The organism is Methylobacterium sp. CM6247, assembly GCF_054817925.1.
In genome coordinates, this window is record NZ_JBTXKX010000003.1 from 4,433,694 (window position 1) to 4,460,091 (window position 26,398).

Sequence of the window (26,398 nt, forward strand, 5' to 3'; positions counted from 1 at the left end):
CAGAATGCCCAGAAGGGTGGAAAGCGAACCATGCTGCTCGTCGGCTCAGAGGTTTGACAGCGTTCGTCCGCGTGCGGCTTTGATGACTTCGTGGGCGGGGATGTTGACCCAGGTTTCACCACCGGTGTCCGCCCCCGCTTCCAGCCAGTCGCCCACGATCCGGTAGCCGAGGGTGTAGCCGAGCCAGCGTGGATACCGTCCCCCGAAGCCGAAGAACCACGCGCGGTGGTCGTGAGCGTCGCCGGCGAGCGTCGCATTGTCCGGCAGGTGAGCCGCGAGCACCTCATCGGTCACGGCGCATTCCCACGGCGCGGGTGGCGAGCTGAACAGGCGGCTCACAAACTGGCCTGCCAAGCCCTCACTGACCAGGGCCTCGCCCAGGGTCCAGCCGTAGCCGGGACCGGCCATACGCATGCAGTGGTGGGCCTCGTGCGCCACGGTCTGGCGCAGGTCCCCATTTTGCAGCGAGTGCGCGAAGTTCGGGTTGTCGGGGTCGATGGTGAGGGAGAACAGACCAGGGCGCATGGCTTGTCCCGTCGTGCCGGTCTCCGGGATCACCGCGCCGGGCAGGCGCTGCACGAGGATGTCGAGCGGCGGCACCGGTAGCACGCCCGCTACGGCCTTTCGAGCGATCTCGACCTCATCAGCGATGGTGCTACGCCAGGGCCCCAGATCGCCGGATGCCTCAAGCCAATGGAGTCGCCACGTCATCCGATACTCCGTGTGCTTCACATCCCCACCCTGCCGTGGAGGGCAAGATGGGGCAACTTCGCCTACGGATGGCTTCCGGACTCTGGCCTTTCGGCCAGAAGCGGACGTTTTGCCTCCGACCTGACGGAGACGTTCAGGATACTGTTTGTCGAGCCTGATAGCGGACATCCGCCGCTAAGATAGGTCCAGCATGATGTTGGCCGATACAGCGTCCTTTCTGGCCGATCAGGCGACGCCGGCCATCCGACGAAGCGGCATAGATGATCCTTTCTCAAGTGGGGATCCCAGATGCGTCGCGATGTCGAGTTTCATTCCGAAGGCCGTAACTTGCGCGGCTGGCTCTACGAACCAGAAGGCGAGGCGCAGAGCCATCCCTGCATTGTCATGGCGCACGGCCTGTCAGGGGTGAAGGAGCAATACCTCGACCACTACGCGGAGGTTTTCGCTGCCGCTGGTCTCGGCGCGCTGGTGTACGATCACGCCAACTTCGGTTCCAGCGACGGGCTGCCCCGGCAGGAAGCCGATCCCGTCCTGCAGCGACGCGGATATCGCGATGCGATCAGCTTTGCCGAGACCCAGGCTTGGGTCGATCCCGCCCGCATCGGCCTATGGGGGACAAGTTACAGCGGAGGCCATGTGCTGGAGGTTGCTGCCCTCGATCGGCGCGTCCGCTGTGTCGTCAGTCAAGTGCCGACGATAAGCGGCTACTGCTCAGCACTTCGACGCACGCGTGCTGATCTCGTACCGGCGTTGCTCTCCCGGCTCGACGCAGATCGTGCCACGCGTTTCAGGGGTGAGGAGCCTGCGACCTTCCCGGCCGTCTCGAACGATCCGCATGAAGGGTGTGCGATGGCCGGCAGCGACGCCTATGTCTTCTTCACCGAGACCCGAGATTTTGCGCCAACTTGGCGTAACACACTCACCCTCCGCAGCGCTGAACTGGCGCGCGAGAACGAACCCGCCATCCATATCGCCCGTATCAGCCCCACCCCACTCTTGATGATCGTAGCCGACCACGACCTGTTGACGGCCACGGAACTCTGTCTGGAAGCTTACCAGCGGGCGCTCCCACCCAAGCATCTGATGTTGCTCGCCGGAGGCCATTTCGATCCCTATGTCAAGCTCTTCGAGCAAACCAGTACTGCCGCTCGTGACTGGTTCCGTACTCATCTCGTCGATGGCCACGCGTGACGAGCCGTCAGCGATGTCCCTCCACGCCATCGCGCGCGACTATGTGGATGGCTCGGTCGTCGGCGAGCATTGCCATGTCGGCGGGCAGCTTATTCATGCCACGGCCGGCGTCATGCAGATCCGGGCGGCTCAGCGCCTGTGGCTCGTCCCGCCTCGGCGAGCCCTCTGGATCCCGCCGCGCCTGACGCATGCACTCCGAGCACGGGGAGACGTGTCGCTCCGGACGCTCTACATCGAAACGGCTTGCGCCCAGCGGCTCTTGGGCGATGTGCCTCGCGGCTTCGTGGTCCCAACGCTGGTACGGGAGTTGATCCTGCGCATGCTCGATCCATGCGCCGCAAGCGATGGAGAGCGTATTGGCCGCCTCACCGCCGTGCTGGTCGATGAACTCGCCGATCTCGACCCGGAAGGTGTCGCCCTCTCGATGCCCTCAGACCCCCGCCTAGCGCGCGTTTGTGCCGGCATACTGGCCCGGCCTGGAGAAGAGCACCGGATCGACGAGTTGGCGCGTCGCGCCGGCGCATCAGTTCGGACTCTGAGACGCCTCGCTCTTCATGAACTCGGCTGTCCCCTCTCGACGTGGCGTCAGCAAGCCCGGATTCTCTCGGCAGTGCCGATGCTGATTGCTGGAGAGTCCGTGACTGGGACTGCCCAAGCCCTCGGCTATGAAACCACCGGTGCTTTTGCAGCCATGTTTCGACGATTCGTAGGGATGTCGCCGCGCGAGTACTATACGTCTTGCGGATGATATGCCCATTGTTTGATTGCGGAAGTCGTCATCAAGTCTACTTTTTCTGCTGTCTGACTGATTGCGGACTGGCCGAAATCCCTCAGCCCAGTCGTAGGTCATCGTCCGCCCCGCTGCCGCGAAGCGGACCTTCCCGGCTTCTGCCAAGGGTCGTGAACAGACGGAATGAGCCGTCAGATGTGGACCGCCGGAGGAGATCGTTACTCGGAAGCCGGCCTGGATCGTCGGGTGTTGGGCGGACCGCTGCCTGAGGGGCATCATGGGCGGACGCCCCCTCAGGCGCGTATCGTCCCCGCGCCGGCAGGGGCTGCCGCCATCAGCCTGCGGCGGCGGGCGCCGCGGCGGAGGACGTAGAGGGTGAGGCCGGTCGCCGCGAAGAGCGGCATCGCCAGGGAGGCGGCGAAGAACAAGAAGGCGACGAACCCGCCGAAGAAGCGGCCGCGATGCACTTCGAGCATGTTCTCGGCCATCTGCCGGCCGAGGGGCTTGTCGGCAAAGCGAGTCTGAGACAGGCGGGCGCCGGTGGCGGGGTCGAAGGTCGCCTCGTCGCGGGCTTTCGGCAGATCCGAGGCGCTGGCGAGGAATCGGATGCGGATCGCCGCCTGTTCCGGCCCCGGCAGCGCGATGAGGGCCATGTGCGCGCCGGCGCCCTCCCCGGCGCTGAACGTCGCCCAGGCGGTATCGAGGGCCGAGCCCGTGGTCTGAGGCGGCGCGCCGGGTCCGCGTGCCGCCCGGGGCGCACGGGTCTCGCCGGTGAGGAGCCAGGTCGCGGCGTTCCTGTAGCTGTCGAAGGACCACCACAACCCGGTCAGGGCGATGGCGGCGTAGAACGGAACGAGCCAGGTCCCCGCGATGGTGTGGAGCGACCACCAGCGCGGCCGTCCGGGCCGTTTGAGGGAGGGTTTCAGCCAGATCTTCCACGTATGGAGTTTGGGCCAGCGCAGGTAGAGCCCGGTGGCCAGGAAGACCAGGAGGGCGATGGCGCAGATGCCGGTGATGCTGCGGCCCCAGCCCTTGCCGTCGCCCGGAAGCAGCAGCCAGCGATGCAGCTTGCGGATGGTGGCGAACGTGTCTTCGAGGCGCATCTCCCCGAGGGTCCGGCCGTCGACGGGGTCGAGATAGAGGGTCGGCGGCCGCGCGCCCATGGCCGGGTCGTTGGCGAACCGGATGCGCGGGCTCCGCTCGGGATCGCCCCAGAGCGCCAGGGAGCTCACCACCCTCCCCGGCTGCTGCGCTTCGACCCGCGCCTTGAGGGCGGCGGGCGAGAGGCGGGGCGCATCGCTCGCGGTGACGAAGGCGCGGTCGGCATTCGCCCATTCCGTCAGCGCCTCTTCATAGCTCAGCAGCGCGCCCGTCACGCCCACGAGGGCCAGGACGAGCCCCGCCGTAAGGCCGAGCAGCCAATGCAGGCGGAACAGAACGGTGCGGGTCGTCATATGCGCTCGCCTACCAGAATAACCCTACGGTCACGATTGCACGGACCGGATCTTCCGCCGCGACGCCCAGATATGTGCCGACTATGCGCGCCCTCGGGGAAGTGCAGTGCTGCGTGAGACAGACCATCTCTCTGTCGAACGACGATAAGTGCCGAACTACGAATGCGAAGCCGGGTGTGTCAATTGTTCAATGGCGGATGGATGAATCTCATCGAATAGATTGGAATGACTATAAACCGCCATGGAGGAATAATGTTTACTTATTCAGATTTGTGCCTTCGAGATAGACATGGAATATTGATATATAATTCCAATTTATAGGTCTACTCTTTCGTGCGGAAGCGATGACGCGCCGCCATATCCGTCCGGCGCCAGCCTTCATTCGTTCTGCGTCTCCCCGAAAATGTCCTCGAACGCCGCGCGCAACGCCATGTCCAGTTCGGGCAGGGTGACGATCTGGCCGAGATCGACGAGGCTGGTCACCCCGTGTCCGGAGATGCCGCAGGGCACGATGCCGGAGAAATGCGACAGGTCGGTTTCCACGTTCAGGCTGATGCCGTGGAAACTCACCCAGCGGCGCACCCGGATGCCGATCGCCGCGATCTTGTCCTCCACCCCCTCCCCCTTGTCGGGGCGGCGCACCCAGACGCCGACGCGGTCCTCGCGCCGTTCACCGCGCACGTTGAAGGCGGCGAGCGTGGCGATGATCCAGGCCTCCAGGGCGGAGACGTAGGCGCGCAGGTCCGGCCTGCGCCGGTTGAGATCGAGCATCACATAGGCCACCCGCTGGCCGGGCCCGTGATAGGTGTACTGGCCCCCCCGCCCGGTGGCATGGACCGGGAACCGGTCCGGCTCGACGAGGTCCCCGGTCTTCGCCGAGGTTCCGGCGGTATAGAGCGGCGGGTGTTCGAGCAGCCAGACCATCTCCGGTGCCTCCCCGCCGGCGATCCGCCCCGCATGCGCTTCCATCGCGGCCACCGCCTCCTCGTAGGGGACGGGAGTGTCGCTGATCCGCCACAGGACCGGCCGCATGCCGGAGCGCGGCCGAAAATCGACCGTCGAGACGGAGAGACGGTCTTTGCCGACGGGTTCGTTTACCAAGGCTTCACCATATCTCAGGAACACTCCGGCATGGCGGGCCCGGTGCGGGCCGACGGAGTTCGTGGCGCGTGGCAGTTCTCGAAGACCTCAAGGTCGATCTCTCTGTGGTGCTCGGGCGCAGCCACATGCCGCTCCATATGCTGCTGCGCATGGGCCGCGGCGCCGTGATCGAACTCGAATCCACGGAAACCGATATGGTCGAGATTCTCGCCAACGACCACCCGATCGCGCGCGGCCAGATCGTCGTGACCGGAAACCGGATTTCGGTGGAGATCACCGAGCTCATCCGCAAGGCGGACGTGGTCCGCATTCCGGGCGTCACCATCGGCGATGGGGCGGTTCAGATCCTCGATGGACCGGTCGATCTCATCTGAGACGCATGACGGCGCTTGTCGTGGCAGATTCGATCTGTTATCCGCTGCGCCGCGCCACACGAAACGCCTCGCACCGCCCTCCGGCGGAGAGCGCGGCGGAACGGGTGGCACCGATGCGGCCATGGCGGAATTGGTAGACGCGCTAGCTTGAGGTGCTAGTCCTGCAAGGGGTGGAGGTTCGAGTCCTCTTGGCCGCACCAACTCAATCGAGTTGTTGTACCCCGAAGCGTCTGATCCCGGAGACGGCCACGAGGCCGGACGGGATCGTCGAGCGATCATCAAGAAGAGTGTCGTCGGGTTCGGATCTCGGGTTCAGGCCGGAGGTCTGGAATGCGCATCCGGCCGCAAGCTCCGCAGCCCAGGTTCGATGCGGGCGGATCGCGGCCGCTCCCGAACCACGCGCCCGGCATGCCTCCTCACTCCGCCTTCTGCGTCGGGTAGGTGAAGACCGGCGCGGCTTGCAATTCCGCTTTCGTCTGGCGGATCTCCGCCTCGATCGGCTCGCCGACATGGACGCTCGCCCGGCCCTTCGTGGCTTCGGTCGTGGTGGCGGCGCCCGCAGGGCCGGTGGCCTGGTCGGTATCGCCGGTATTCTCCGCCTTCAGGACGGCATCGCCGGATTTCGCGCCCGGCATGGTCTCGGGTGTCACTTTGGCGGCTCGAGCCTCGGAGGGGGCGTCCTTCGGCTTGACGATGGACGGGTCCGGAAGCTCTCCGGCCTTGGCGTTGGTGTTCCACGCCATCTGGTCGAAGGCCACCGCGACCCGCTTGCCGCCCACACCGAGGAAGCCGCCGACATCGATCACCACCGCCTGGATGCGACCATTCCCGTCCACCAGCACGTCCTCGATGGTGCCGACCTTGACGTGATCCTGGCCCACCACGCGCAGGCCGATGACCTTGGACGCCTTGAAGCTCCCCAGCGGGGCCTGGGTGAGGAAGGCGGATTGTCCCGTCTGGCCGTCCTGTGCGAGCGCCGGAACCGCCGAGGCGGCGACGATGAGGAGCGCGAGGGTACGGACGAATGCCGGCATGTCGGTTCTTCCAGACGATCGGGAGCGATCTGCTGAAACCTCAACACATGCGGCCGGGTCCTGGTTCACCCCGGCCCGCGCCGTCCGATCGGCGCGGAGGTCCCGTGGTCGACGGGTTCAGTGGCCGAGCACCGATTGCTGCCCGGTCTGGGTCTCGGCCTCGGTCGCCTTCGCCATGGCGACACCGATCTCGAAGAGCAGGAGATCGACCAATTGGCGCATCACCAGCGTGCCCGACGTTTCGATGATCTCCCGTGCCGCGATGCAATGTCCTGCCAGCGTCTGGAGGTGATCCTCCCGGTTCATTGCCGATGAGTACATGGGGAGCGCCCTTTTGTTCTGTTGTCGAAGACCCTCGTCTTCGAGGTGTCGTCTGCTGTCTGCCGAGTGGCCGCCGCTCAGGCGGCGAGATAGGCATAGGAAGAGGGTGCGAGCACGGAATCCGGGTTGCCGCTGACGCTGCGCAGGCGCGCGAGGGTGCGCTCGTCGAATTCCGCCGTCGCCGCGATGATGTCCTCGCCGCTGATCGTGTGGGGCAGCCCGAGCGGGCGGGCGCGGAAGTGCAGCTGCACCACGTGCAGCAGGTAGAGCGTCGGCATCTGCAGCACGAGGCGGTTCACGCCGTGGTGCATGCCCCATTCGACGATGCCCGTGAGCAGGGCGAGGGAGACCGGGTTGACCACCTTGCCGCGGGCCCTGTGCGAGCGCGCCACGGCCTGCCGCGTCCATTCCCAGGTCCGGGTGCCGCACGGACGTTCGCCCTCGCAGAGCTGTGGCATGATTTCGGACAGAAGGTGCGGCCGCGTCGTCGGCAGAAGCCGGCTATAACCGATCACCCTGCCGTCCTCGATCGCCAGGAAATGGATGGCATGGGGCGTATCGAACTGATCGATCTCGCGGCCATCCGGCCTGGCGAGGTCCGACCAGCCTTTCTCGGTCACGAAAATCTCGTGGCGCAGGCGCCAGGCCTGCTCCATCTCGTCGCGGTAATCGCCCTCGTTGGCGGGGGTGATGATGTGGATCATGCCAGCAACTCCGTCCTCGGCGCATGTCTGGCAGTGCCCGGAAAGGTTGCGTACTACGGGAAACCGTAGGGTCGACGATGGCTCGTCTGGGATGGCCGCGTTGGCGGAGAGCGTTCTTCTTCCCGCATCGAGCATCCGACCTCCGAGAGCGGCGTCATGACGCTGACTTACAATCCCTTCGGACGAGAACGATTCTTGGATTGACCCCGGGGCGTTCTTGCGGACACTCCCCACGCCCGCGCCGATCTCCACGAAGGATGGCGGCGGGCGGCCATCTGGCATGCCATTCGCGCATCTGGCATGCCATTCGCGCATCTGGCATGCCATTCGCGAAAGCCCATCGATGGAATTCTTCGCCCAGCAATTCATCAACGGCCTGACCCTCGGGTCGATCTACGGCCTGATCGCCATTGGCTACACCATGGTGTTCGGCATCATCGGCATGGTGAATTTCGCGCATGGCGACGTCTTCATGGTCTCGGCCTTCATCGCGCTCATCGCATTTCTCATCCTCACCACCTGGCTCGGCCTCTCGTCCGTCGCCCTGGTGTTCCTCATCGTCCTCGTCATCGCCATGGCGCTGACTTCCCTGTGGGGATGGGCGATCGAACGGATGGCCTATCGGCCCTTGCGCGGGTCGTTTCGCCTCGCGCCGCTGATCTCGGCGATCGGCGTGTCGATCTTCCTGTCGAACTTCGTCCAGGTGGTGCAGGGCGCCCGCAACAAGCCGGTGCCGCCCCTCGTGCGCGACGTGGTCGTGCTCTACCAGAACGAGCAATACACCGTGACCCTGTCCTACAAGCAGGCGATCATCATGATCACCACGGCCGTGCTGCTCGCGGGGTTCTGGTACCTCGTGCAGAAGACGCCGTTCGGCCGGGCGCAGCGCGCCGTCGAGCAGGACCGGCGCATGGCGGCGCTGCTCGGCATCAATGTCGACCGCACCATCTCCCTGACCTTCGTGCTCGGCGCGGCCTTGGCCGCCGTCGCGGGCACGCTCTACCTGCTCTATTACGGCGTGGTCTCGTTCTCGGACGGGTTCGTACCCGGCGTGAAGGCCTTCACCGCCGCCGTGCTCGGCGGCATCGGCTCGCTTCCCGGCGCGGTCATCGGCGGGATCATCATCGGCCTGATCGAGACCTTCTGGTCGGCCTATTTCACCATCGAGTACAAGGATGTGGCCGCGTTCCTCATCCTCATCGTCGTGCTCATCTTCAAGCCTTCGGGCATCCTCGGCCGGCCCGAAGTGGAGAAGGTCTGACGTGGCAACCGGTTCGACCACCCCCATCGCCGCGACCGCCCGCGCCGAGGCGTCTCCCCTGCCCGGCCTGATCAAGGATGCGGGGCTGTTCGCCCTGGTGACGCTGGGCCTGTGCGTGCCCATCGTCAGCTACCGCACCGATCTCGGCCAAGGTATCGGCCTCGTCATCACCACCCGCTGGGGCACCGTGCTCGCCCTCTGCGCCGCCATCTTCGTGCTGCGCCTCGTGCAGCAGCTCTACCTCACCGGGCGGGCGCGGCGGCGGGCCGCCCGTGCGCCGGTGGTGGAAGGGGCGAGCCGCCTCGCCGCGATCCTCGCGCCGATCACCCTCGTGATCGCCCTCACCCTGCCGCTCCTCGCCACCCTCCTCACAGGGTCCCTCGGCGAGGGCCGCTACTGGATCGATCTCGGCATCCTGATCCTGACCTATGTCATGCTCGGATGGGGGCTCAACATCGTGGTCGGCCTCGCCGGCCTGCTCGACCTCGGCTACGTCGCCTTCTACGCGGTGGGGGCCTATTCCTACGCCCTGCTTTCCACAGTGTTCGGCCTGTCCTTCTGGATCTGCCTGCCCCTGGCCGGCCTGTTCGCCGCCGCCTTCGGCGTGCTGCTGGGCTTTCCCGTCCTCAGGCTCCGGGGCGATTACCTCGCCATCGTGACCCTGGCCTTCGGCGAGATCATCCGCCTCGTCCTCATCAACTGGACCGACTTCTCGGGGGGCGCGGCCGGCATTTCCTCGATCCCGCGCGTCAGCTTCTTCGGCCTGCCCTTCTCGGCGGGAGAGAACGGCTTCGCCGCCACGTTCGGGCTCAGCTTCAACGCCATGCACAGGCTGGTCTTCCTGTATTACCTGATCCTGGTCCTGGCGCTCGTCACCAACCTCGTGACCCTGCGCATGCGGCGCCTGCCCCTCGGGCGGGCCTGGGAGGCGCTGCGCGAGGACGAGATCGCCTGCCGCTCGCTCGGCATCGACACCACCATCACCAAGCTCACCGCCTTCGCTCTCGGGGCGATGTTTGCGGGCTTCGCCGGATCGTTCTTCGCCGTGCGGCAGGCCTTCGTTTCGCCGGAGAGCTTCAACTTCCTGGAGAGTGCCATCATCCTGGCCATCGTCGTGCTCGGCGGTATGGGCAGCCAGATCGGCGTCGCCATCGCCGCCATCGTCATGATCGGCGGCCCCGAACTCCTGCGCAATCTCGGATTCCTCAAGGCCGTGTTCGGCGAGGGGTTCGACCCCAACGAGTACCGCCTACTGCTGTTCGGCCTCGCCATGGTGGCGATGATGGTGTTCCGCCCGCGCGGTCTCATCTCCGAGCGAACGCCCTCCGTTACCATCGCGGAGCGCGGCCGATGACCCTTGCTACAGGCATCAACCGGCTCGCGACGTTGCAGGACGAGCCCCCCGCCGCCATTCCCGGCGGCCCCGCCGATCCGGTGCTGATCGTCGACCACCTGACCATGCGGTTCGGTGGCCTCACCGCCGTCAACGACCTCTCGTTCAAGGTCGGGCGCGGCGACATCACGGCCCTGATCGGTCCCAACGGCGCGGGCAAGACCACGGTCTTCAACTGCATCACTGGCTTCTACAAGCCGAGCGAGGGCATGATCCGCCTGGTGCAGAAGGGCGGCGAGACCTACCTTCTCGAGCGGCTGCCCGGCCATGACGTGAACCGGCTCGCCCGCGTCGCCCGCACCTTCCAGAACATCCGCCTGTTCCCGCGCATGACCGTGCTGGAGAACCTGCTGGTGGCCATGCACAAGCCGCTGATGCGCGCCTCGGGCTTCTCGATCCTCGGTATTCTCGGCCTGCCGGCCTATCGCAGCGCCGAGAAGGCGGGAATCGAGAAGGCCGCCGCCTGGCTCGACCGAATCGGCCTCACGGCGCGGGCCGACGATGCCGCCGGCGACCTGCCCTACGGCGATCAGCGCCGGCTCGAAATCGCCAGGGCCATGTGCACCGATCCGGTGCTGCTCTGCCTCGACGAGCCCGCCGCCGGCCTCAACCCGCGCGAATCCTCGGAGCTCAACACCCTGCTGCGACTGATCCGGGACGAGTACGACACCTCCGTCCTCCTCATCGAACACGACATGTCGGTGGTGATGCAGATCTCCGACCGGATCGTCGTGCTCGATTACGGCATCAAGATCGCCGACGGCACGCCCGACGACATCCGCACCGATACCCGCGTCATCGCCGCCTATCTGGGCGTCGACGATGAGGAGGTGGCGGCGGTGGAGGCCGAGGTCGGCCTGACGGGAACGCAAGCATGAGTGTCGCTGGCATTAACGTCCTCGTGGAGGAGACCCGCGCGCTTCAGGCGCCGCTCCTCGATGTGCGTGGCGTCTCTGCCTATTACGGCAGCATCCAGGCCCTGAAAGGCGTCGATCTGCACGTCAAAGAGGGCGAGATCGTCGCCCTGATCGGCGCCAACGGGGCCGGCAAGTCGACCCTGATGATGACGATCTTCGGCCAGCCGCAGGCGCGGACCGGCAGCATCACCTATGCGGGCCGCGACATCACCCGCATGGCGACCCACGAGATCGCGCGCCTCAACATCGCCCAGTCGCCGGAGGGGCGGCGCATCTTCTCCCGCATGAGCGTGCGCGAGAACCTGCAGATGGGCGCGGCCCTGCATGGCGGGCGCTACTTCGCCGAGGATTTGGAGCGCATGTGCGTCCTGTTCCCGCGCCTGAAGGAGCGGCTCGACCAGCGCGGCGGCACCATGTCCGGCGGCGAACAGCAGATGCTCGCCATCGCCCGCGCCCTGATGAGCCGCCCGCGCCTGCTCATGCTCGACGAGCCGTCGCTCGGCCTCGCCCCGCTCATCGTCAAGCAGATCTTCTCGGCCGTGCGCGACCTCAACGAGCGCGAGGGTCTCACCGTCTTCATCGTCGAGCAGAACGCCTATCACGCCCTCAAGCTGGCCCATCGCGGCTACGTCATGGTGACGGGCGCGGTAACGATGAGCGGCACGGGCCGCGAGCTCCTCGACAACCCGCAGGTGAAGGCCGCCTATCTCGAAGGGGGCCAGCATTGAGCGGGTCGGCAATGACGCCCTCACCCTCTCCCCCCTGCGGGAGAGGGTGCCTGCGGAGCAGGCGGGAGAGGGGGCGCCCTCTCCGGAGCCGGCGCTCTCCTCTCCCGACCCGCTTCGCGGGCCACCCTCCCCCGCTGAGGGGGGAGGGAAAGCGCGTCACGCTTCGGATGGCATCGCCAGGCAAGACATCATGACCGAGACCCTGTCCCTCGACACGCCCAATCTCGGCATCTTCCTCCTCGTTACGCTGGCGATGGGCGGGGGCGCGGCCTGGATGGCGGGCAGCAGCTTCGCCCGGGGATGGCGTCCGTTCTGGCAGTGCGTGCTGGCGGGGCTCGCCATCGCGGCGGTCTCGCGCTTCCTGCATTATGCCCTGTTCTCGGGCACGCTGCTCTCGCCGGCCGGCTACGCCCTCGACGCGGTGGTGATCCTCGCCATCGGCGCGCTCGGCTACCGGGTCACCCGCACCCGGCAGATGACCACCCAGTATCGCTGGCTCTACGAGCGCACCGGCCCGCTGACCTGGCGGGACCGGCAAGGGGCGTGAATCCGCACCATCTTCATGCAACCATGCGCCATGCGGAGACGGTTGGATCCGCCGCGCTGATCGAGGGGAAATGACCATGAAAAAGCTGATGGCGATGAGCGTGGCGCTGGGCGCGCTGATGCTGGCGGGCACCGCGCAGGCCGAGATCAAGATCGGCGTCATCGCGCCGATCACGGGGCCGAGCGCCGCGTTCGGCGCGCAGATCCGGAACGGCGCGGTTCAGGCGGTCGAGGACATCAACAAGGCCGGCGGCGTCAACGGCGAGAAACTCGTCGTCTCGGTCGGTGACGACGCCTCCGACCCGAAGCAGGGCGTGTCGGTCGCCAATAAATTCGCCGGCGAGGGCGTGAAGATGGTGGTCGGCGACTTCAATTCCAGCGTCTCGATTCCTGTCTCCGAAGCGCTGATCGAGGCCGGCATCATCCAGATCACCCCCGCCTCCACGGCGATCAAGTTCACCGAACGCGGCAACTGGAACACGTTTCGCACCTGTGGCCGTGACGACCAGCAGGGCGCGGTAGCGGCGGCGTATCTCGCCGACAAGTTCAAGGGCAAGAAGGTCGCCTTCATCCACGACAAGAGCACCTACGGTAAGGGGCTGGCCGAAGAGACGTTGAAAGCACTGAAGGCCAAGGGAGGGTCCGCTGCGATCTCCGAGAGCCTCACGCCCGGCGAGAAGGATTTTTCCGCCCTCGTCTCGAAGCTCAAACAGGCCAATGTCGATGTGATCTACTTCGGCGGCTACTACACCGAGGCCGGGCTGCTGATCCGCCAGATGCGCGACCAGGGTCTCCAGGCTCCCCTCATGGGTGGAGATGCTCTCGCCGACCGTGAGTTCGCGCAGGTCGGCGGCCCCGGCTCCGAAGGCACCTTCATGACCTTCTCGCCCGACGCCCGCAAGAACCCCAAGGCCAAGGCCACCATCGATTCCTTCAAGGCGATCAAGTTCGAGCCGGAAGGCTACACGCTCTATTCCTACGCCGCCGTTCAGATCCTGAAACAGGCGATGGAGGCGACGAAATCGACGGATGGGCAGAAGCTCGCCGCACATCTGCACCAGGGCAAGCCGTTCGACACCGTGATCGGCGACATCTCCTACGACAAGAAGGGCGACATCACCCGGCCCGACTACGTCATGTACATGTGGAAGAAGGGCGCCGACGGCTCCATCAACTACGCCGGCAACGAGGTCCCGTAGAACGACGCCTACCCCTCTCCCCGCCGGGCGGGGAGAGGACGTCGTCCTCCCCTCGTCGGGAGGCGGCGTGAGCCCGTCAGGGCGAGGGTGAGGGGGTATTTCCGGATTTGCTTCTCCGGACGCGCCCCCTCACCGTCGGCTTCCGCCTCGCCGCGCCGACGACGTGCTCGTCGCTTCCCTCTCCCCGCATGCGGGGCTACCGGATTCATAGATCTGCTCGAACGCTGTTCGCTCGATCCAAGCGGGTTCGACATGAAGCGCGACGGGCTCCCTTTCCTGGAAGGCAGGGCCATCGCATATGGTACCACGCCGTCATTCCGGGTCGCCAGAGGCGAGCCCGGAATCCAGATCCGCCGACGGTGCAAAGTCCTGCACCGCCTGTGTTTCTGGATCCCGGGCTCCGCTGCGCGGCCCCGGGATGACGGGGTGCTGCGTTTCAATTTCTCGACGAGTAAATCGGCATATGCGATCGCCCTGCCTGGAAGGAGAGGGCTGAGGTGAGGTGTGGTCCACCTCCGGAGAAGTCGCACACCTCACCCTGTCCCTCTCCTTTCAGGAGAGGGGACCCGCGCTACCCGCGCGATGTGTGAATGCCGTAGACTTGCGGGGAAAGGCGATGCTCACCGAGACTGCCTCAAGGCGTCGGGCTTTCCCCGTGCTGGCCGTCGAGTGCCACGTCCGCGCTGGGCACGCTCTCGTCCACGGCCTGCGCCCGGCGGATGTCCGGTGAGGTCGCTTCCGCGAGGAGGTCGGCGAGAGCCGTGTCGAGGGCGGCGGTGCGGGTCTGCTGGCTGCCCAGCCGGCGGATCGAGACGGTGCGCTCCTCGCCCTCCTTGCGGCCGACCACGAGCATGACCGGCACCTTGGCCAGCGAATGCTCGCGGACCTTGTAGTTGATCTTCTCGTTGCGCAGGTCCGACTCGACCCGGAGCCCGGCGCGGTTCAGCGCCGCCACGACCTCGCGGGCGTAACCGTCCGCCTCCTGGGTGATCGTCGCCACCACCACCTGAACCGGCGCGAGCCAGAGCGGGAAATGGCCGGCGAAATGCTCGATCAGGATGCCGGTGAAGCGCTCCAGCGAGCCGCAGATCGCCCGGTGCACCATGACCGGAGCCTTCTTCTGGCTGTCGCCATCGACGTAGAACGCCCCGAAGCGCTCCGGCAGGTTGAAATCCACCTGGGTCGTGCCGCATTGCCAGTCGCGGCCGATGGCGTCGCGGAGCACGTATTCGAATTTCGGCCCGTAGAAGGCGCCCTCGCCCGGGTTGATCTCGGTCTTGATCCGGCCGCCCGACTGCTCCTCGATCTGCGCCAGGACGCGGGTCATCACCTCCTCGGCATGGTCCCAGAGGGCATCCGAACCGACCCGCTTCTCGGGCCGGGTCGAGAGCTTCACCACGATGTCGCCGAAGCCGAAATCGCTATAGGTCGACAGGATCAGGTCGTTGATCTTGAGGCATTCGTCGGCGAGCTGGTCCTCGGTACAGAAGACGTGGGCGTCGTCCTGGGTGAAGCCGCGCACGCGCATCAGCCCGTGCATGGCGCCCGAGGCCTCGTAGCGGTGGACGATGCCGAACTCGGCCATGCGCAGGGGCAGGTCGCGGTAGGATTTCAGGCCGTGCTTGAAGATCATCACATGGCCGGGGCAGTTCATCGGTTTCAGCGCGAACCAGCGCTTGTCCTCGGCCTCGTCGCCGGCGCTTTGCGCGGCGAACATGTTCTCGCGGTACCAGTCCCAGTGGCCCGAGGTCTCCCAGAGCGACTTGTCGAGGATCTGCGGCGCGTTCACCTCGGCGTAATCGCCCTTCAGGCGGCGACGCATATAGGCGATGAGCTCCTGGAAGATGGTCCAGCCCTTGGCGTGCCAGAACACGACGCCCGGCCCCTCCTCCTGGAAGTGGAACAAGTCCATCTCGCGGCCGAGGCGGCGATGGTCGCGGCGCTCGGCCTCCTCCAGCCGGTGGAGATAGGCGTCGAGGTCTTCCTTCGTGGCCCAGGCGGTGCCGTAGATGCGGGTCAGCATCGGGTTGTTGGAATCGCCGCGCCAATAGGCGCCCGCCACCTTCATCAGCTTGAAGGCGGTGCCGACCTTGCCCGTCGAGGTCATGTGCGGGCCGCGGCACAGATCGAACCACTCGCCCTGGCGGTAGATGTTCAGGTCTTCGCCGGGCGGGATCGCGTCGACGAGCTCGACCTTGTATTGTTCGGCTTTCGACTCGAACAGCGCCCGCACGTCGTCGCGCTTCCACACCTCCTTGGTGAAGGGGGCGTCGCGGGCGATGAGCTCGCGCATCTTCGCCTCGATCTTGGGGAAGTCCTCGGGGGTGAACGGCTGGTCGCGGGCGAAGTCGTAGTAGAACCCGTTCTCGATCACCGGGCCGATGGTGACCTGGGTCTCCGGCCACAGGGATTGCACGGCCTCCGCGAGGACGTGGGCGCAATCATGCCGGATCAGTTCCAGGCTGCGCGGGTCGGCGCGGTCGAGGAATTCGATGCGCACATCCGCATCGATCAGGTCGTCTAGATCGCGGACCCGCCCGTCGAGGGCCATCGCCACGGTGCGCTTGGCGAGGCTCTTGGCGATGCCCTCCACGACGGTACGGCCGGTCACCGCGGCGTCGTAGCTGCGGGTATTGCCGTCGGGGAATGTCAGAATGGGCATCGCGAACGAGTCTCCGGGGGCTCACTCCTGCGAACGAGGCAGGTAAGCGGTTTTGGGTTTGAGGTGGCGCGCGGCGTCAGCGCGTGCGGCGCGGTTTAGACCGTTTCGCAGGAGGAAGAAATCCGCGCGTGGCCTTGGCCGGCCTTTTCCGGGCTCTCGCGGACGTGAACGAACTTCCGAGACGATCCGGATCGGTTGATACGAGCTGCGATTGACAAGCTTCCGGCCCGATCCGCCCATGCACGCACCAGGGAGCCGCGGCGGGCCGGTGGCGGGTCACGCTCGTGCCGGTACGCCGTAGAAGCTCCGATCAATCAGGCCGGCCCGAAAGGCGACCGGCCGATGGGAGAGTATCGATGGCGAACCCAGCTTCCGCCGCTGCCGCCGAGCCCGTCCCGGCGGCGGAGATGCCCGCGCGCCGGTTCTGGCCGGAGGGCTGGTGGCGGCTCGTCGACATCAAGATCGGCATCATTCCCCTGCCGGTCTATCTCATCCTGGCGATCCTGCTGGCGGTCCTGACCTCTGAGGGCGAGATCAAGCCCGATGCGCCGACGATGATCGCGGTGCTGGCGCTCGGCGGTTTCACCTGCGCCGAGATCGGCAAGCGGCTGCCGGTCCTCAAGACCATCGGGGCGGGCGCCATCTTCGCGACCTTCATCCCCTCGGCCCTGGTCTATTACATGCTGATCCCGACGTCGCTGGTGAAGGCGATCGCGGATTTCACCAAGTTCACCAACTTCCTCTACCTGTATATCGCCACGATCATCGTCGGCAGCATCCTGGGCATGGACCGGGAGGTGCTGATCAAGGGCTTCCTGAAGATCTTCGTGCCCCTGGCGGCCGGCTCCGTTGCGGCGGCCTGCGTGGGCACGCTGGTCGGCACCCTGCTCGGCCTCGGCGCCTATCACACGTTCTTTTTCCTGGTCGTCCCGATCATGGCCGGCGGCGTCGGCGAGGGGGCGATCCCGCTCTCCATCGGCTACGCCGCCATCCTCGGCCAGGGCCAGGGCGACGTGTTCGCTCAGGTTCTGCCCCCCGTCATGCTCGGCAGCCTGACGGCGATCGTGCTGGCCGGAACCCTCAATGCCGTGGGCAAGCGGATGCCGCATCTCACCGGCGAGGGCCGCCTGCAACCGGACCGGGACAACGACGTCACCGCCGCCAAGGTCGAGGACGCGCCCGTGGACGCGGCGACGGTGGGCGCGGCCGCCCTCACCGCCGTGACACTCTACCTCCTCGGCGTGATGACGCACCACCTCACCGGGCTCCCCGCCCCCGTGGCGATGCTGTTCCTCGCGGTGCTCGCCAAGCTTGCCAGCGCCGTCTCCCCGCGCCTCCAGGCCGGCGGCTTCGTCGCCTACAAGTTCGTCCAGATCAGCATGACCTATCCGCTGCTCTTCGCCATCGGCGTGTCGATGACCCCCTGGGACAAGCTGGTGGCGGCGTTCACGCTGGCGAACCTCGTCACCATCGTCTCGACGGTGGTGACGCTGATGGGCACCGGATTCCTGGTGGGGCGCCGCCTCGGCATGTACCCGATCGAGACCGCCATCGTGAATGCCTGCCATAGCGGCCAGGGCGGCACCGGGGACGTGGCGATCCTCACCGCCGCCAACCGCATGGCGCTGATGCCCTTCGCCCAGATCGCCACCCGCATCGGCGGTGCGCTGACGGTGACGGGGACGCTGGTGGTGATGCGGTGGGTCAGCGGGGGCTGAGGGGAGCGGCCACGACGACCTCCGTCCTTACCGAATTCGCGATGAAGCACTCCTCATGCGCGGCCTCGTGGAGCGCCGCGAGTTGGTCGGCATCCGGCGTGGCCCCGGCCCAGTCGATCTCCGGGCGGAGCGTGACCCGCGTCACCGCGCGACGTCCGGGCTTCGTCTCCTCCAGCACGCCCTCGGCATGGTCCCGATAGGCGGTCACGCCGAATCCGGCGAGGCGCGCGAGGTGGAGGAAGGTCAGCATGTGGCAGCTCGACAGTGCCGCGACCAGCATCTCCTCCGGGTCGACGGCCTCGCGAGCGGCCCATTTCCCGACCACGTGCTCCGATGCGGTGCCGGCGAGCGTCACGCCGCCATCGAACTCGACCGTGTGCCCCCGGCCGTAGCGCCCGGCGGCGAAATCCTCCCCGGGCTTCAGGGCCCAGGCGACATCCGCGATATGGGTCGACATGATCGGTTTCTCCGGTTGTCGACGGCGCGCGTCATGCGCCGTGGGCCGCATTGCTGTCGGCCGGCGCCTCGTCCCGTTCGATCATGCCGTAGTCGCGCAGGACATGGGCGATCCGCAGACGATAATCGCGAAACACTCCGCCACGTCCTTCCGCCTGGGTCGCCCGATGATGCGGGCGTTCACGCCAGGCGCGTACCGCCGCCTCGTCCCGGAAGAACGACAGCGACAGGACTTTGTCAGGCTCGGTGAGGCTGCGGAAACGTTCCACCGACAGGAATCCGTCGATTTCGGCAAGCTCTTCCTTGAGGGAGGCGGCGAGATCGAGATAGCGGTCGGCGCGATCCGGTGCCGGCCAGACCTCGAAGATGACCGCGATCATGCCGGCTCTCCGGTCACGCGGTGCGGGGGCACCCTGTTCCAGGCGCGCATAGATGGTTCGACGGCCTCCGTCCGCGACTTCTCGCTCCCCTCTCGAAGGACACATGCGATCATGAAAGCCTCGTCTCCTGCCTTGGCCGAGGCAGGATCATAGGCGATGGCCCGCCAACGATGCTTCGGTTAAGATCGAACGATGCAGGATGGCCCCGTCATCGCCGCCGTCGCCGCGCTTCTCGGCGACCCCGCCCGCGCCAACATGCTCACGGCGCTGATGGACGGGCGCGCCCTCACGGTGAGCGAACTTTCCGCGGTGGCCGGCATCGCCCTGCCGACGGCGAGCGGGCATCTCTCCAAGCTCGAAGCGGCGGCCCTTCTCACCGTCGAGCGGCAGGGACGGCATCGGTATTATCGCTTGTCCGGGTCGGACGTCGCCGTCGTCCTGGAGCACCTGATGGGCTTGGCCCAGCGCACCGGGGCGGTCCGCACCCGAACAGGCCCGCGCGACGCGGCCCTGCGCGAGGCCCGTATCTGCTACGACCATCTGGCCGGCGAGCGCGGCGTCCTGCTCCTGCAGGGCCTCATCGCGCGGGGGTGGATCGACGAGGCGGAGACGAATCTCACCGCCTCCGGCCGTGCCGGCCTGACGGATCGGGGACTCGACGTCGCGTCGCTGGAGCGGGAACGCAGGCCCGTCTGCCGCTATTGTCTCGATTGGAGCGAACGCCGGAACCATCTCGGCGGCGCGCTCGGCGCGGCTCTGCTGCACCATGTTCTCGACCGGGCTTGGGCCTCCCGCGCGGACGGCCGCGTGATCGCCTTCACGACGGACGGCGCGCGCGCCCTGTCAGCCGCCTTCGGTCCTCCCGCCTGAAACGCCTCGATCCGTCTCCTCCACCGCCTCGCACGCAAACGGCGAAGGCGGGGCGTTCACCCCGCGCCAGCGCCCATAGGTCCAGGGGGCGTACCAGGCCGAGCGCGGAGGCAGGACGTCCGGCACGAGGTCGATCCCGTGAGTGCCGAACGGGCCGCAGCGGCAGATGCGCGAAAACCCGATCCAGCCGCCCGGCCAGATTCCGTGCCGGCGGATCGCCTCGTCGGTGTAGTCCGAACAGGACGGCCAGTGCCGGCATTGCCGGCCGATCAGGCCCGACAGGGTGAGCTGGTAGCCCCGGATCGCCCAATGGGCCGCGCGCCGGACCATGGCTCTATTCGGCGGCCTGGGCCTTGGCGGCGACCTGATCGAGGGCATTCACCACGGCGTCGAAGGTGAGGAGGGTCGAGGCATGACGCGCCTTGAAATCCCGCACCGGCTCCAGAACGGCGAGGTCGGCCCACTCGCCCTGCGGTGCCGGCCCGTTCTCCTTGAGCATGCGGCGCACCGTATCGCGCACCTCCCGAAGCTCGTCCGCCTTGGCGCCGACCACGTGTCGGGCCATCAAAGAGGACGAGGCCTGGCCCAGGGCGCAGGCCTTCACGTCATGGGCGAAGTCCGTCACCGTGCCGTCCTTCACCGAGAGATCGACGGTGACGGTGGAGCCGCAGAGCTTGGAATGGGCGGTGGCGCTGGCATCCGGAGCGTGGAGCCGGCCGAGACGCGGGATGTCGGCGGCGAGTTCGAGAATGCGGCGATTGTAGATGTCGTCGAGCATATGGGAGGTCCCGTCGGGGCGCCGACAGACAGCCGGCTTGCGATCACGATGGTCTGATCCGCATTCCCCGCATTGCGCGGCGGCGCGATAACGACGATATAGGCGCCAGCGTACCGTTTCGCGAGGAGGCGGTTCGTCGACCAGGGTCGCGCCCACGGCCAAGGAGACCTTAACGTTCGGGCGCCGGCCTGCGGCAACGCGGCTGAAAACGCGACCGAGATGGTTCGACGATGTACGCAAAACCAGATAGTTCGACGATGAACGCACGTGTCGCCCGTGCGGGAGATGCCATGGATGCCGCGCTCAAATCCCTCTCCTATCGCCTGACCGACACGGATCATCAGGGAATGGACCCGATTGCCACGGCTGCGCCGGCCACCCTGAACGGCATGCGCAACGACAATTCCCGCCCCGTCGAGGCCCCCGCCGAGGTCGCTCCCCTGCCCGCTTCGGCCAAGCGCGTGCCCGATGCCGTGGCCACCGGCCGTCCGAGCCGGGAAGAGGCCGAGGCCGCCGTGCGCACCCTGCTGCGCTGGGCCGGCGACGACCCGAATCGCGAAGGCCTCAAGGATACGCCCGCCCGTGTGGCGAAGGCCTATGGCCAGCTCTTCGGCGGCTACGAGCAGGATGCCGACGCCCTGCTCGAGCGCGTGTTCGAGGAGGTGGAGGGCTATTCCGACATCGTGCTCGTGCGCGACATCCCGTTCTACTCCCATTGCGAGCACCACATGGTGCCGTTCATGGGCCTCGCCCATATCGCCTATTACCCGACCAAGGGCGTGGTCGGCCTGTCGAAGCTCGCCCGCGTGGTCGACACCTTCGCCCGCCGCCTGCAGACGCAGGAGACCATGACGGCCCAGATCGCCGACGTGATCGAGAGCATCCTCAAGCCGCGCGGCATCGCCGTGATGGTGGAGGCCGAGCATCTCTGCATGGCCATGCGCGGCGTGCAGAAGGCCGGCGTCTCCACCCTGACCACGCAGTTTCGCGGCGTGTTCAAGGACGATGCCAACGAGCAGGTCCGGTTCCTGACCCTCGTCCGCAACAACAAGAACTGACGCGGGCATTCCACGCGATGACGGTGAGCCAAGCTACCGCCGCGCCCGGTGGGTTCTCCCCGCCCGGTTCGCGCAAGGATGTGGAGGAAGGCGCAACGCTGACCCCGCGCTTCGACGCGAACGGTCTCGTCGCCTGCATCGCCGTCGATGCCCATGACGGCCGGGTCCTGATGCTCGCCCATATGAACGCCGAATCCCTGCGGCTCACCCTCGAGACCGGCGAGGCCTGGTACTGGTCGCGCTCGCGGAGCGAGCTCTGGCACAAGGGCGCCACGAGCGGGCAGGTCCAGCGCATCGTCGAGATGCGGGTCGATTGCGACCAGGACGCGCTCCTGATCTCGGTGGTGGTCGGGGGCGATGGCGGATGTTGCCATACCGGTCGACGCTCCTGCTTCTACCGCGCCGTCTCCCTCGATCCGGTATCCGGCGAGGCCCTGCTCGGACCCGCCGGGCCGTGACCTGGGATGGGCTGTCCTTTCGCGGGGTCGCCCTCTACCGCCAGGGCATGCTGTCCACCCTGTCGCAGAAGCCGGTCTTTCCACGTGGCAGTGTCGAGCCCGTGGCCGAACCGAAGCCGTCGGGACCGCGAATCGGTCTGGCTCTGGGCGGAGGTTCCGCGCGGGGCTGGGCGCATATCGGCGTCATCGAGGTGCTGGAAGAGGCCGGCATCCACCCCGACATGGTGGCGGGCTGCTCCATCGGTGCCGTCGTGGGGGGCTGCTACGCCGCCGGCAAGCTCGATCTCCTCAAGGATTTCGCCCTATCGCTGACGAGGCGGCGGGTCATGGGGCTCCTAGACCTGCGTTTGGGTTCGGGCCTCATCGCCGGCGAGCGGTTGAAGCGCCGCCTCGAAGGCGATCTCGGCACGCGGCGGGTGGAGAACCTGCCGATCCGCTTCGCCAGCGTCGCGACGGATCTCGGCTCGGGCGACGAGGTCTGGCTGACCCGTGGCTCCCTGGTGGAGGCGATCCGGGCCTCTTACGCCCTCCCCGGCCTGTTTCCCCCGGTGCGCCTCGACGGGCGCCTCATGATGGACGGAACGCTGGTGAATCCGGTTCCGGTCAAGCTCGCGCGCGGGCTCGGGGCCGAACTGGTGATCTGCGTGAACCTCAACGGCGATCCGCGGGCCGAGCCCGGTCTGGTGATCGGGCCTGACGGCGACGGTGCCGCCTCGCCGGCCCTGCCCCTCACCACGTCGCGCCGGGGATGGAACCTGCTGAACCGTATGCGCGGCACCGGTCGGCGCGGGCCGGCGCCACGCCCTGCCCCGCCCCGCGAGCCCGGCCCTCCCGGCATGGGGCGCGTGATGTTCGACGCGTTCAACATCACCCAGGACCGGATCTCGCGGGCGAGGCTGCAGCGCGACCCGCCGGATCTCATGCTGTCCCCGCGCCTCGCGGAGATGGGCTTGTTCGAGTTCCACCGCGCCGAAGAAGCGATCCTCCTCGGGCGGGAAGCGGCCAAGGCCGCCCTGCCGCGCATCAGGGAACTCGTCACCCTGGCGGCCGAGCGGGTCTGACCCTGACGGAGCCCCTCCGCTCCGCGTGAGGGATCCCCGACGCGGTGTCAGGCCATGGTGATGTAGTCGCGCATGGCCTGATGCTCCGCCTCCACGGCGGCGATCCGGCGCTTGACCACGTCACCGATGGAGACGAGGCCGGCGAGCCGCCCGTCCTCGACCACCGGCACGTGGCGGAAGCGCCCATCGGTCATCAGCTGCATGACCTCCTCGACGGTGCTCGACCGGGTGCAGGTGGTCACCGACGCCGTCATGTGCTGCGAGATCGGAGCATCGAACGCCCCCGCTCCCTGGCGGGACAGGGCCCGGATGATGTCCCGCTCGGACAGGATGCCGAGGACAGCGCCCTCGTCATTGCTCACCACGATGGCGCCGATCCGCTTCTCGGCGAGGAGATGGATGGCGTCGTCCAGGGTCCGGTTCGGCTCCACAGTGACGACTGAGCCGCCCTTCTCGGAAAGGATGCGTGCGACGGTCATGACCATGATCTCCCATAGGCTGTTACGCGGGCCGGGTTGATCCCGGCGCATCACGGAATTGTGTGATGTCATATCTGATGTGACAACCCACGGGACCGGCCTTCCGATGCCAAAACATGCGGAAAAATTACGCTTTTGCGCCTCCTAAGCGGTCAAACATCGGAAAGAGGAAAAATCCTGCCAGGAACCCGCCCAGATGGGCGTCCCATGCCACGGTCGAGGATTCCGCGCCCAGCGGCAGCGAGATGATCCCGAAGACGAAGTTGGTGACGAGCCAGATGCCGAGGAACATCACCGCCGTGCGGTTGCGCAGGAGCTCGGGGATGGTCTGGAGCGGCGGCTGGGCGGCGTGTTGCCAGGGCTGGCTGGCATGGAAGGACGGCGGCGGCTGGAACACGAAGCGCGCGGCGGCGGCCATCAGCGCCGAGACAGCGGCCGAGGCGCCGATCAGCGGCGCCGTGCTCAATGGGTCGATCGCCACGTGGAGAACGCCTCCCGCCACCGCGCCGATGAGGCCGAGGAGGCCATAGCGCCAGGGGCCGCATCGCCGCGCCACGGGGGAGCCGAAGGCGGCGAGCCAGACCACGTTGAAAATGACATGCGTCCACGAGCCGTGCAGCAACGCATAGGTGGCGAAGGTCCAGAGGCTCGCGGAGGGATTGGCTACGACGTATTGCGCGAAGGCCGCGCGGGCCTGGACTACATCCGTATCGCCTATTGCCGAGGAGGCGGCCGACAGGATCTCCGCGGCCCGGTCCGGGTCCACCGAGGCGAGCCAGCGGCCCGGGATCAGGGCCAGATTCAGGAGAAGCGTGATGTCCCATTCGTCCGGGAGGACGAATTCCCGCAGGGCATGGAGGCCGAGCAGGAGGGCGATCGAGGCCGTCACCGCGCCGGGCATGTTGAAGACGGGGACGCGGCTTTGGCGCGGCAGATCGGGCATGGCATCCATGGCGCCACCATGTCGGCGCGGATGCCGCCGCCGCAAGCCCCCGGCCCATGCAAATTCAGGCGAGCGATGCGCGATTCGGGCGCAGCCCTCCACGACCCGAACGGTCCGACGACGCAGGACATCGCCGCGATGGGTGCCGGGCGGCAGCGTTTCCCCCGCCGCGTTAACCCTAATCAGAGCTTAAGCGAGCGTACCGCCTTGGACGGGCATAGAGTGTGCGGCAGGCTTGTTAACCGAACCGGCAGCTGTGTCCAGCGCCGGATGGATCGGGCCGATTTCGAACAGGTCCCAGCGGGACCGTGCCACGACGGGACGCCATGAAGCATCCGACCAGCCGTATGCTCTATCATTACTGGGACCGGCTTCGTGGTACGCGGGCCGCGCCCGAGAGGAGCGAGATCGAGCCCGGCGAGATCCGCAACCTCCTCTCCGAGAGCCTCATCCTCGAACTCGACATGGCGCGCTCGGCCGCGACGGTCCGGCTCGCGGGGACCCGCGTCTGCGCCCTGTTCGGGCGCGAATTGCGCGGCAGCGCCTTCGGCGACATCTGGGGTGCGGGACAGGCCGATCCCTGGCGCCTCGTGGAGACGGTGGCGGTCGATACGGTGGGGATCGTCGCGGGGCTGCGCGGGATGACCCAGAGGGACGAACAGATCGACCTCGAACTCCTGCTTCTCCCCCTGCGCCACCGTGGGCAGACCCAGGTCCGCATGTTCGGGGCGCTGAGCCCGAAAGTCGTTCCGCAATGGCTGGGGCTTCGGCCCGTGACGCGGCTCGAAGCCATCTCCCTCCGCGTCCTCGACCCGACCTACGACGTCATCGATCTCGCCAGGAACGATGCCGCCTCCAGCCTCAGGAACCTGCCCGAACCGGCCAATGACAGCGTTCCGGTGCGGCGCGGACATCTCATGGTGCATCCCGGCGGACGGGCCTGATCGGTACTTTAATGGACCGATCGAGAGACTGATCTGTCTTCGGCAAAGATTTTCGTAACGAGCCGACCTGTAGGATTGTGCTGACGACGATCGAACCCGAGTGCGGATTTCGCGATGATCGAGGCTTTCGCGCCCGCTGAAACGAAGTTCGCGCCCGCTGAAACCAAGCCGGTCCGCCTGTTGCGGCCGTCGGATCTGCGTCGGCATCAGCGCGTCCAAGTCTCCCTCCTCGGCCGCTACATGCTTGCCGACCGGCGTGAATATCCTTGCCAGACGGTCGACATGTCTCCGGGCGGCGTGCGCCTGACCTGCGCGGTCCTGGGCGAACTCGACGAGCGCGTCGTGCTGTATCTCGAGCGTATCGGGCGGATCGAAGGGACCATCTCCCGGTTTCCCAGCGGGGGCATGGCCGTCCGCCTGAGCGCGACCCAGCGCAAGCGCGACAAGATCGCGTCGCAACTCACCTGGATCTCCAACCGTGAGGCGCTCGGCCTGCCCGAAGGCCGCAACCACGAACGTCTCACGCCACAGGAGACAGGCGTGCTCCTGAAGCTCGAGAACGGGCGCGAGGTCGCGGCCCGCATCATCGACGTCTCCCTGTCCGGCGTCGCCCTCTCGACCCAGGCCCAGCCGCCCGTTGGCATGAGCGTCATGGTCGGGCGGACACCGGGGCGCGTGGTGCGCTATTTCGAGGGCGGCATCGGCGTGGGCTTCATGCTGCCGATCTCGCCCGACCTTTTTCATGAAGGCCTGACGCTCTGAGAGCGTCGTCCCGCCTCTCCGGTTGAGAGCGCTCCGTCTGCGGGTCCTGCCGGCATGGCGCTCGCCCGAAGGTCGGCGTCGTCGCGACAGGACCTCCCCAATGCGTCCCGCGCCGGCTGGCCGTTTCGGCCTGTCTCCCCCCTCCGTCCCGACAGCCACGGCGTC

The 26,398-nt window shown here is 67.0% G+C and carries 29 protein-coding genes and 1 tRNA gene; 17 read left to right on the plus strand and 13 right to left on the minus strand.

Features of this window, described 5'->3' with window-relative positions:
* Positions 1-45 precede the first annotated feature (45 nt).
* Positions 46-711 carry a DUF2268 domain-containing putative Zn-dependent protease gene (locus ACYQOP_RS21960; RefSeq protein WP_461224113.1) on the minus strand — a complete coding sequence of 222 codons (666 nt, stop codon included), beginning with the start codon at positions 709-711 and terminating at the stop codon, positions 46-48.
* Between the two features lie 288 nt (positions 712-999).
* Between ACYQOP_RS21960 and ACYQOP_RS21965 the strand changes: the two genes are divergently transcribed.
* Both ACYQOP_RS21965 and ACYQOP_RS21970 read left to right on the plus strand, forming a co-directional pair.
* Complete coding sequence (locus tag ACYQOP_RS21965) at positions 1,000-1,902, plus strand: alpha/beta hydrolase (RefSeq protein ID WP_461224115.1); 903 nt, start codon at positions 1,000-1,002, stop codon at positions 1,900-1,902.
* Positions 1,903-1,915: 13 nt separating this feature from the next.
* Entirely contained in the window at positions 1,916-2,650 is a 735-nt protein-coding gene (locus tag ACYQOP_RS21970; protein WP_461224117.1) for an AraC family transcriptional regulator, read from the plus strand.
* A gap of 275 nt (positions 2,651-2,925) precedes the next feature.
* Here ACYQOP_RS21970 and ACYQOP_RS21975 read toward each other — a convergent pair whose 3' ends face one another.
* Together ACYQOP_RS21975 and lipB are read right to left on the minus strand one after the other, a co-directional pair.
* A complete protein-coding gene (locus ACYQOP_RS21975) occupies positions 2,926-4,086 on the minus strand; it encodes a PepSY-associated TM helix domain-containing protein (protein WP_461224119.1) in 1,161 nt (386 codons plus the stop codon).
* A 378-nt stretch (positions 4,087-4,464) separates the two neighbouring features.
* The gene (gene lipB / locus ACYQOP_RS21980; protein ID WP_461225424.1) at positions 4,465-5,118 is read right to left on the minus strand and encodes a lipoyl(octanoyl) transferase LipB; all 654 of its coding nucleotides are present in this window, start codon (positions 5,116-5,118) and stop codon (positions 4,465-4,467) included.
* Between the two features lie 137 nt (positions 5,119-5,255).
* Here lipB and ACYQOP_RS21985 point away from each other — a divergent pair, with 137 nt between their 5' ends.
* Both ACYQOP_RS21985 and ACYQOP_RS21990 read left to right on the plus strand, forming a co-directional pair.
* Complete coding sequence (locus ACYQOP_RS21985; protein WP_056426499.1) at positions 5,256-5,561, plus strand: FliM/FliN family flagellar motor switch protein; 306 nt, start codon at positions 5,256-5,258, stop codon at positions 5,559-5,561.
* 115 nt (positions 5,562-5,676) lie between these two features.
* A tRNA-Leu gene (locus tag ACYQOP_RS21990) sits at positions 5,677-5,761 on the plus strand.
* Between the two features lie 216 nt (positions 5,762-5,977).
* On the opposite strand, the gene ACYQOP_RS21995 is transcribed toward ACYQOP_RS21990, so the two are convergent.
* The 3 genes from ACYQOP_RS21995 to ACYQOP_RS22005 all read right to left on the minus strand — a co-directional run bounded on the left by ACYQOP_RS21995 (position 5,978) and on the right by ACYQOP_RS22005 (position 7,620).
* On the minus strand, positions 5,978-6,595 hold the full coding sequence (locus ACYQOP_RS21995) for a PRC-barrel domain-containing protein (protein ID WP_056429406.1): 618 nt from the start codon (positions 6,593-6,595) through the stop codon (positions 5,978-5,980).
* Positions 6,596-6,712: 117 nt separating this feature from the next.
* Complete coding sequence (locus ACYQOP_RS22000; RefSeq protein ID WP_207412692.1) at positions 6,713-6,916, minus strand: hypothetical protein; 204 nt, start codon at positions 6,914-6,916, stop codon at positions 6,713-6,715.
* Between the two features lie 77 nt (positions 6,917-6,993).
* Positions 6,994-7,620, minus strand: a complete 627-nt coding sequence (locus ACYQOP_RS22005) for an acyl-homoserine-lactone synthase (RefSeq protein ID WP_056454281.1) — start codon at positions 7,618-7,620, stop codon at positions 6,994-6,996.
* 343 nt (positions 7,621-7,963) lie between these two features.
* Here ACYQOP_RS22005 and ACYQOP_RS22010 point away from each other — a divergent pair, with 343 nt between their 5' ends.
* From ACYQOP_RS22010 to ACYQOP_RS22035, 6 genes are all read left to right on the plus strand, one after another.
* The gene (locus ACYQOP_RS22010) at positions 7,964-8,881 is read left to right on the plus strand and encodes a branched-chain amino acid ABC transporter permease (RefSeq protein ID WP_056429449.1); all 918 of its coding nucleotides are present in this window, start codon (positions 7,964-7,966) and stop codon (positions 8,879-8,881) included.
* 1 nt (position 8,882) lies between these two features.
* On the plus strand, positions 8,883-10,235 hold the full coding sequence (livM, locus tag ACYQOP_RS22015) for a high-affinity branched-chain amino acid ABC transporter permease LivM (protein ID WP_461224122.1): 1,353 nt from the start codon (positions 8,883-8,885) through the stop codon (positions 10,233-10,235).
* The gene (locus ACYQOP_RS22020; RefSeq protein WP_405030621.1) at positions 10,232-11,152 is read left to right on the plus strand and encodes an ABC transporter ATP-binding protein; all 921 of its coding nucleotides are present in this window, start codon (positions 10,232-10,234) and stop codon (positions 11,150-11,152) included. The genes livM and ACYQOP_RS22020 overlap by 4 nt, the downstream gene beginning before the upstream one ends.
* On the plus strand, positions 11,149-11,919 hold the full coding sequence (locus ACYQOP_RS22025) for an ABC transporter ATP-binding protein (RefSeq protein ID WP_056429401.1): 771 nt from the start codon (positions 11,149-11,151) through the stop codon (positions 11,917-11,919). Before ACYQOP_RS22020 ends, ACYQOP_RS22025 begins: the two co-directional genes overlap by 4 nt.
* 190 nt (positions 11,920-12,109) lie before the next feature.
* Positions 12,110-12,466 (plus strand): DUF6867 family protein, encoded by a 357-nt coding sequence (locus tag ACYQOP_RS22030; protein WP_056429399.1) that lies wholly within the window; start codon positions 12,110-12,112, stop codon positions 12,464-12,466.
* Positions 12,467-12,536: 70 nt separating this feature from the next.
* Complete coding sequence (locus ACYQOP_RS22035) at positions 12,537-13,664, plus strand: branched-chain amino acid ABC transporter substrate-binding protein (RefSeq protein ID WP_461224125.1); 1,128 nt, start codon at positions 12,537-12,539, stop codon at positions 13,662-13,664.
* A 634-nt stretch (positions 13,665-14,298) separates the two neighbouring features.
* Here the strand turns inward: ACYQOP_RS22035 and thrS are convergent.
* Positions 14,299-16,326: a threonine--tRNA ligase gene (gene thrS, locus ACYQOP_RS22040; protein WP_461224127.1), complete on the minus strand. Its 2,028-nt coding sequence runs from the start codon at positions 16,324-16,326 to the stop codon at positions 14,299-14,301.
* 356 nt (positions 16,327-16,682) lie between these two features.
* Between thrS and ACYQOP_RS22045 the strand changes: the two genes are divergently transcribed.
* Positions 16,683-18,044 (plus strand): 2-hydroxycarboxylate transporter family protein, encoded by a 1,362-nt coding sequence (locus tag ACYQOP_RS22045; RefSeq protein WP_461224129.1) that lies wholly within the window; start codon positions 16,683-16,685, stop codon positions 18,042-18,044.
* On the opposite strand, the gene ACYQOP_RS22050 is transcribed toward ACYQOP_RS22045, so the two are convergent.
* Together ACYQOP_RS22050 and ACYQOP_RS22055 are read right to left on the minus strand one after the other, a co-directional pair.
* Complete coding sequence (locus ACYQOP_RS22050; protein ID WP_461224131.1) at positions 18,031-18,501, minus strand: OsmC family protein; 471 nt, start codon at positions 18,499-18,501, stop codon at positions 18,031-18,033. The two genes, ACYQOP_RS22045 and ACYQOP_RS22050, sit on opposite strands and share 14 nt — an antisense overlap.
* Positions 18,502-18,532: 31 nt before the next feature.
* Entirely contained in the window at positions 18,533-18,880 is a 348-nt protein-coding gene (locus tag ACYQOP_RS22055) for an antibiotic biosynthesis monooxygenase family protein (protein ID WP_461224133.1), read from the minus strand.
* A gap of 192 nt (positions 18,881-19,072) precedes the next feature.
* Between ACYQOP_RS22055 and ACYQOP_RS22060 the strand changes: the two genes are divergently transcribed.
* Positions 19,073-19,750, plus strand: a complete 678-nt coding sequence (locus ACYQOP_RS22060; protein ID WP_461224135.1) for an ArsR/SmtB family transcription factor — start codon at positions 19,073-19,075, stop codon at positions 19,748-19,750.
* Here the strand turns inward: ACYQOP_RS22060 and yidD are convergent.
* Together yidD and ACYQOP_RS22070 are read right to left on the minus strand one after the other, a co-directional pair.
* On the minus strand, positions 19,724-20,080 hold the full coding sequence (gene yidD, locus ACYQOP_RS22065) for a membrane protein insertion efficiency factor YidD (RefSeq protein WP_056429386.1): 357 nt from the start codon (positions 20,078-20,080) through the stop codon (positions 19,724-19,726). The genes ACYQOP_RS22060 and yidD overlap by 27 nt on opposite strands.
* Before the next feature lie 4 nt (positions 20,081-20,084).
* Complete coding sequence (locus tag ACYQOP_RS22070; protein WP_461224137.1) at positions 20,085-20,528, minus strand: iron-sulfur cluster assembly scaffold protein; 444 nt, start codon at positions 20,526-20,528, stop codon at positions 20,085-20,087.
* A gap of 230 nt (positions 20,529-20,758) precedes the next feature.
* Here ACYQOP_RS22070 and folE point away from each other — a divergent pair, with 230 nt between their 5' ends.
* Genes folE through ACYQOP_RS22085 form a run of 3 tightly spaced genes read left to right on the plus strand, consistent with a single transcriptional unit; the run spans position 20,759 to position 23,105 of the window.
* A complete protein-coding gene (gene folE / locus ACYQOP_RS22075) occupies positions 20,759-21,586 on the plus strand; it encodes a GTP cyclohydrolase I FolE (RefSeq protein ID WP_419952816.1) in 828 nt (275 codons plus the stop codon).
* Between the two features lie 17 nt (positions 21,587-21,603).
* Positions 21,604-22,044 (plus strand): phosphoribosyl-AMP cyclohydrolase, encoded by a 441-nt coding sequence (gene hisI / locus ACYQOP_RS22080; protein ID WP_056429381.1) that lies wholly within the window; start codon positions 21,604-21,606, stop codon positions 22,042-22,044.
* Complete coding sequence (locus tag ACYQOP_RS22085; RefSeq protein WP_461224139.1) at positions 22,041-23,105, plus strand: patatin-like phospholipase family protein; 1,065 nt, start codon at positions 22,041-22,043, stop codon at positions 23,103-23,105. The genes hisI and ACYQOP_RS22085 overlap by 4 nt, the downstream gene beginning before the upstream one ends.
* 47 nt (positions 23,106-23,152) lie before the next feature.
* Here ACYQOP_RS22085 and ACYQOP_RS22090 read toward each other — a convergent pair whose 3' ends face one another.
* Both ACYQOP_RS22090 and ACYQOP_RS22095 read right to left on the minus strand, forming a co-directional pair.
* Complete coding sequence (locus ACYQOP_RS22090; RefSeq protein ID WP_026175981.1) at positions 23,153-23,584, minus strand: CBS domain-containing protein; 432 nt, start codon at positions 23,582-23,584, stop codon at positions 23,153-23,155.
* Between the two features lie 127 nt (positions 23,585-23,711).
* The gene (locus ACYQOP_RS22095) at positions 23,712-24,536 is read right to left on the minus strand and encodes a rhomboid family intramembrane serine protease (RefSeq protein ID WP_461224141.1); all 825 of its coding nucleotides are present in this window, start codon (positions 24,534-24,536) and stop codon (positions 23,712-23,714) included.
* 317 nt (positions 24,537-24,853) lie between these two features.
* Between ACYQOP_RS22095 and ACYQOP_RS22100 the strand changes: the two genes are divergently transcribed.
* Positions 24,854-25,471 (plus strand): PAS domain-containing protein, encoded by a 618-nt coding sequence (locus ACYQOP_RS22100; protein ID WP_461224143.1) that lies wholly within the window; start codon positions 24,854-24,856, stop codon positions 25,469-25,471.
* Between the two features lie 114 nt (positions 25,472-25,585).
* On the plus strand, positions 25,586-26,233 hold the full coding sequence (locus tag ACYQOP_RS22105) for a PilZ domain-containing protein (RefSeq protein WP_461224145.1): 648 nt from the start codon (positions 25,586-25,588) through the stop codon (positions 26,231-26,233).
* The last annotated feature ends 165 nt before the right edge of the window (positions 26,234-26,398 follow it).

Excerpts from the sequence above, each read along its gene's own strand:
- ACYQOP_RS21960 (WP_461224113.1), bottom strand. The coding sequence starts at position 711 with ATGACGTGGCGACTCCATTGGCTTGAGGCATCCGGCGATCTGGGGCCC.
- ACYQOP_RS21965 (WP_461224115.1), top strand. The coding sequence starts at position 1,000 with ATGCGTCGCGATGTCGAGTTTCATTCCGAAGGCCGTAACTTGCGCGGC.
- ACYQOP_RS21970 (WP_461224117.1), top strand. The coding sequence starts at position 1,916 with ATGTCCCTCCACGCCATCGCGCGCGACTATGTGGATGGCTCGGTCGTC.
- ACYQOP_RS21975 (WP_461224119.1), bottom strand. The coding sequence starts at position 4,086 with ATGACGACCCGCACCGTTCTGTTCCGCCTGCATTGGCTGCTCGGCCTT.
- lipB (WP_461225424.1), bottom strand. The coding sequence starts at position 5,118 with ATGCGGCCGGTCCTGTGGCGGATCAGCGACACTCCCGTCCCCTACGAG.
- ACYQOP_RS21995 (WP_056429406.1), bottom strand. The coding sequence starts at position 6,595 with ATGCCGGCATTCGTCCGTACCCTCGCGCTCCTCATCGTCGCCGCCTCG.
- ACYQOP_RS22000 (WP_207412692.1), bottom strand. The coding sequence starts at position 6,916 with ATGTACTCATCGGCAATGAACCGGGAGGATCACCTCCAGACGCTGGCA.
- ACYQOP_RS22005 (WP_056454281.1), bottom strand. The coding sequence starts at position 7,620 with ATGATCCACATCATCACCCCCGCCAACGAGGGCGATTACCGCGACGAG.
- ACYQOP_RS22010 (WP_056429449.1), top strand. The coding sequence starts at position 7,964 with ATGGAATTCTTCGCCCAGCAATTCATCAACGGCCTGACCCTCGGGTCG.
- ACYQOP_RS22020 (WP_405030621.1), top strand. The coding sequence starts at position 10,232 with ATGACCCTTGCTACAGGCATCAACCGGCTCGCGACGTTGCAGGACGAG.
- ACYQOP_RS22025 (WP_056429401.1), top strand. The coding sequence starts at position 11,149 with ATGAGTGTCGCTGGCATTAACGTCCTCGTGGAGGAGACCCGCGCGCTT.
- ACYQOP_RS22030 (WP_056429399.1), top strand. The coding sequence starts at position 12,110 with ATGACCGAGACCCTGTCCCTCGACACGCCCAATCTCGGCATCTTCCTC.
- ACYQOP_RS22035 (WP_461224125.1), top strand. The coding sequence starts at position 12,537 with ATGACCATGAAAAAGCTGATGGCGATGAGCGTGGCGCTGGGCGCGCTG.
- thrS (WP_461224127.1), bottom strand. The coding sequence starts at position 16,326 with ATGCCCATTCTGACATTCCCCGACGGCAATACCCGCAGCTACGACGCC.
- ACYQOP_RS22045 (WP_461224129.1), top strand. The coding sequence starts at position 16,683 with ATGGCGAACCCAGCTTCCGCCGCTGCCGCCGAGCCCGTCCCGGCGGCG.
- ACYQOP_RS22050 (WP_461224131.1), bottom strand. The coding sequence starts at position 18,501 with ATGTCGACCCATATCGCGGATGTCGCCTGGGCCCTGAAGCCCGGGGAG.
- ACYQOP_RS22055 (WP_461224133.1), bottom strand. The coding sequence starts at position 18,880 with ATGATCGCGGTCATCTTCGAGGTCTGGCCGGCACCGGATCGCGCCGAC.
- ACYQOP_RS22060 (WP_461224135.1), top strand. The coding sequence starts at position 19,073 with ATGCAGGATGGCCCCGTCATCGCCGCCGTCGCCGCGCTTCTCGGCGAC.
- yidD (WP_056429386.1), bottom strand. The coding sequence starts at position 20,080 with ATGGTCCGGCGCGCGGCCCATTGGGCGATCCGGGGCTACCAGCTCACC.
- ACYQOP_RS22070 (WP_461224137.1), bottom strand. The coding sequence starts at position 20,528 with ATGCTCGACGACATCTACAATCGCCGCATTCTCGAACTCGCCGCCGAC.
- folE (WP_419952816.1), top strand. The coding sequence starts at position 20,759 with ATGTACGCAAAACCAGATAGTTCGACGATGAACGCACGTGTCGCCCGT.
- hisI (WP_056429381.1), top strand. The coding sequence starts at position 21,604 with ATGACGGTGAGCCAAGCTACCGCCGCGCCCGGTGGGTTCTCCCCGCCC.
- ACYQOP_RS22090 (WP_026175981.1), bottom strand. The coding sequence starts at position 23,584 with ATGACCGTCGCACGCATCCTTTCCGAGAAGGGCGGCTCAGTCGTCACT.
- ACYQOP_RS22095 (WP_461224141.1), bottom strand. The coding sequence starts at position 24,536 with ATGGATGCCATGCCCGATCTGCCGCGCCAAAGCCGCGTCCCCGTCTTC.
- ACYQOP_RS22100 (WP_461224143.1), top strand. The coding sequence starts at position 24,854 with ATGAAGCATCCGACCAGCCGTATGCTCTATCATTACTGGGACCGGCTT.
- ACYQOP_RS22105 (WP_461224145.1), top strand. The coding sequence starts at position 25,586 with ATGATCGAGGCTTTCGCGCCCGCTGAAACGAAGTTCGCGCCCGCTGAA.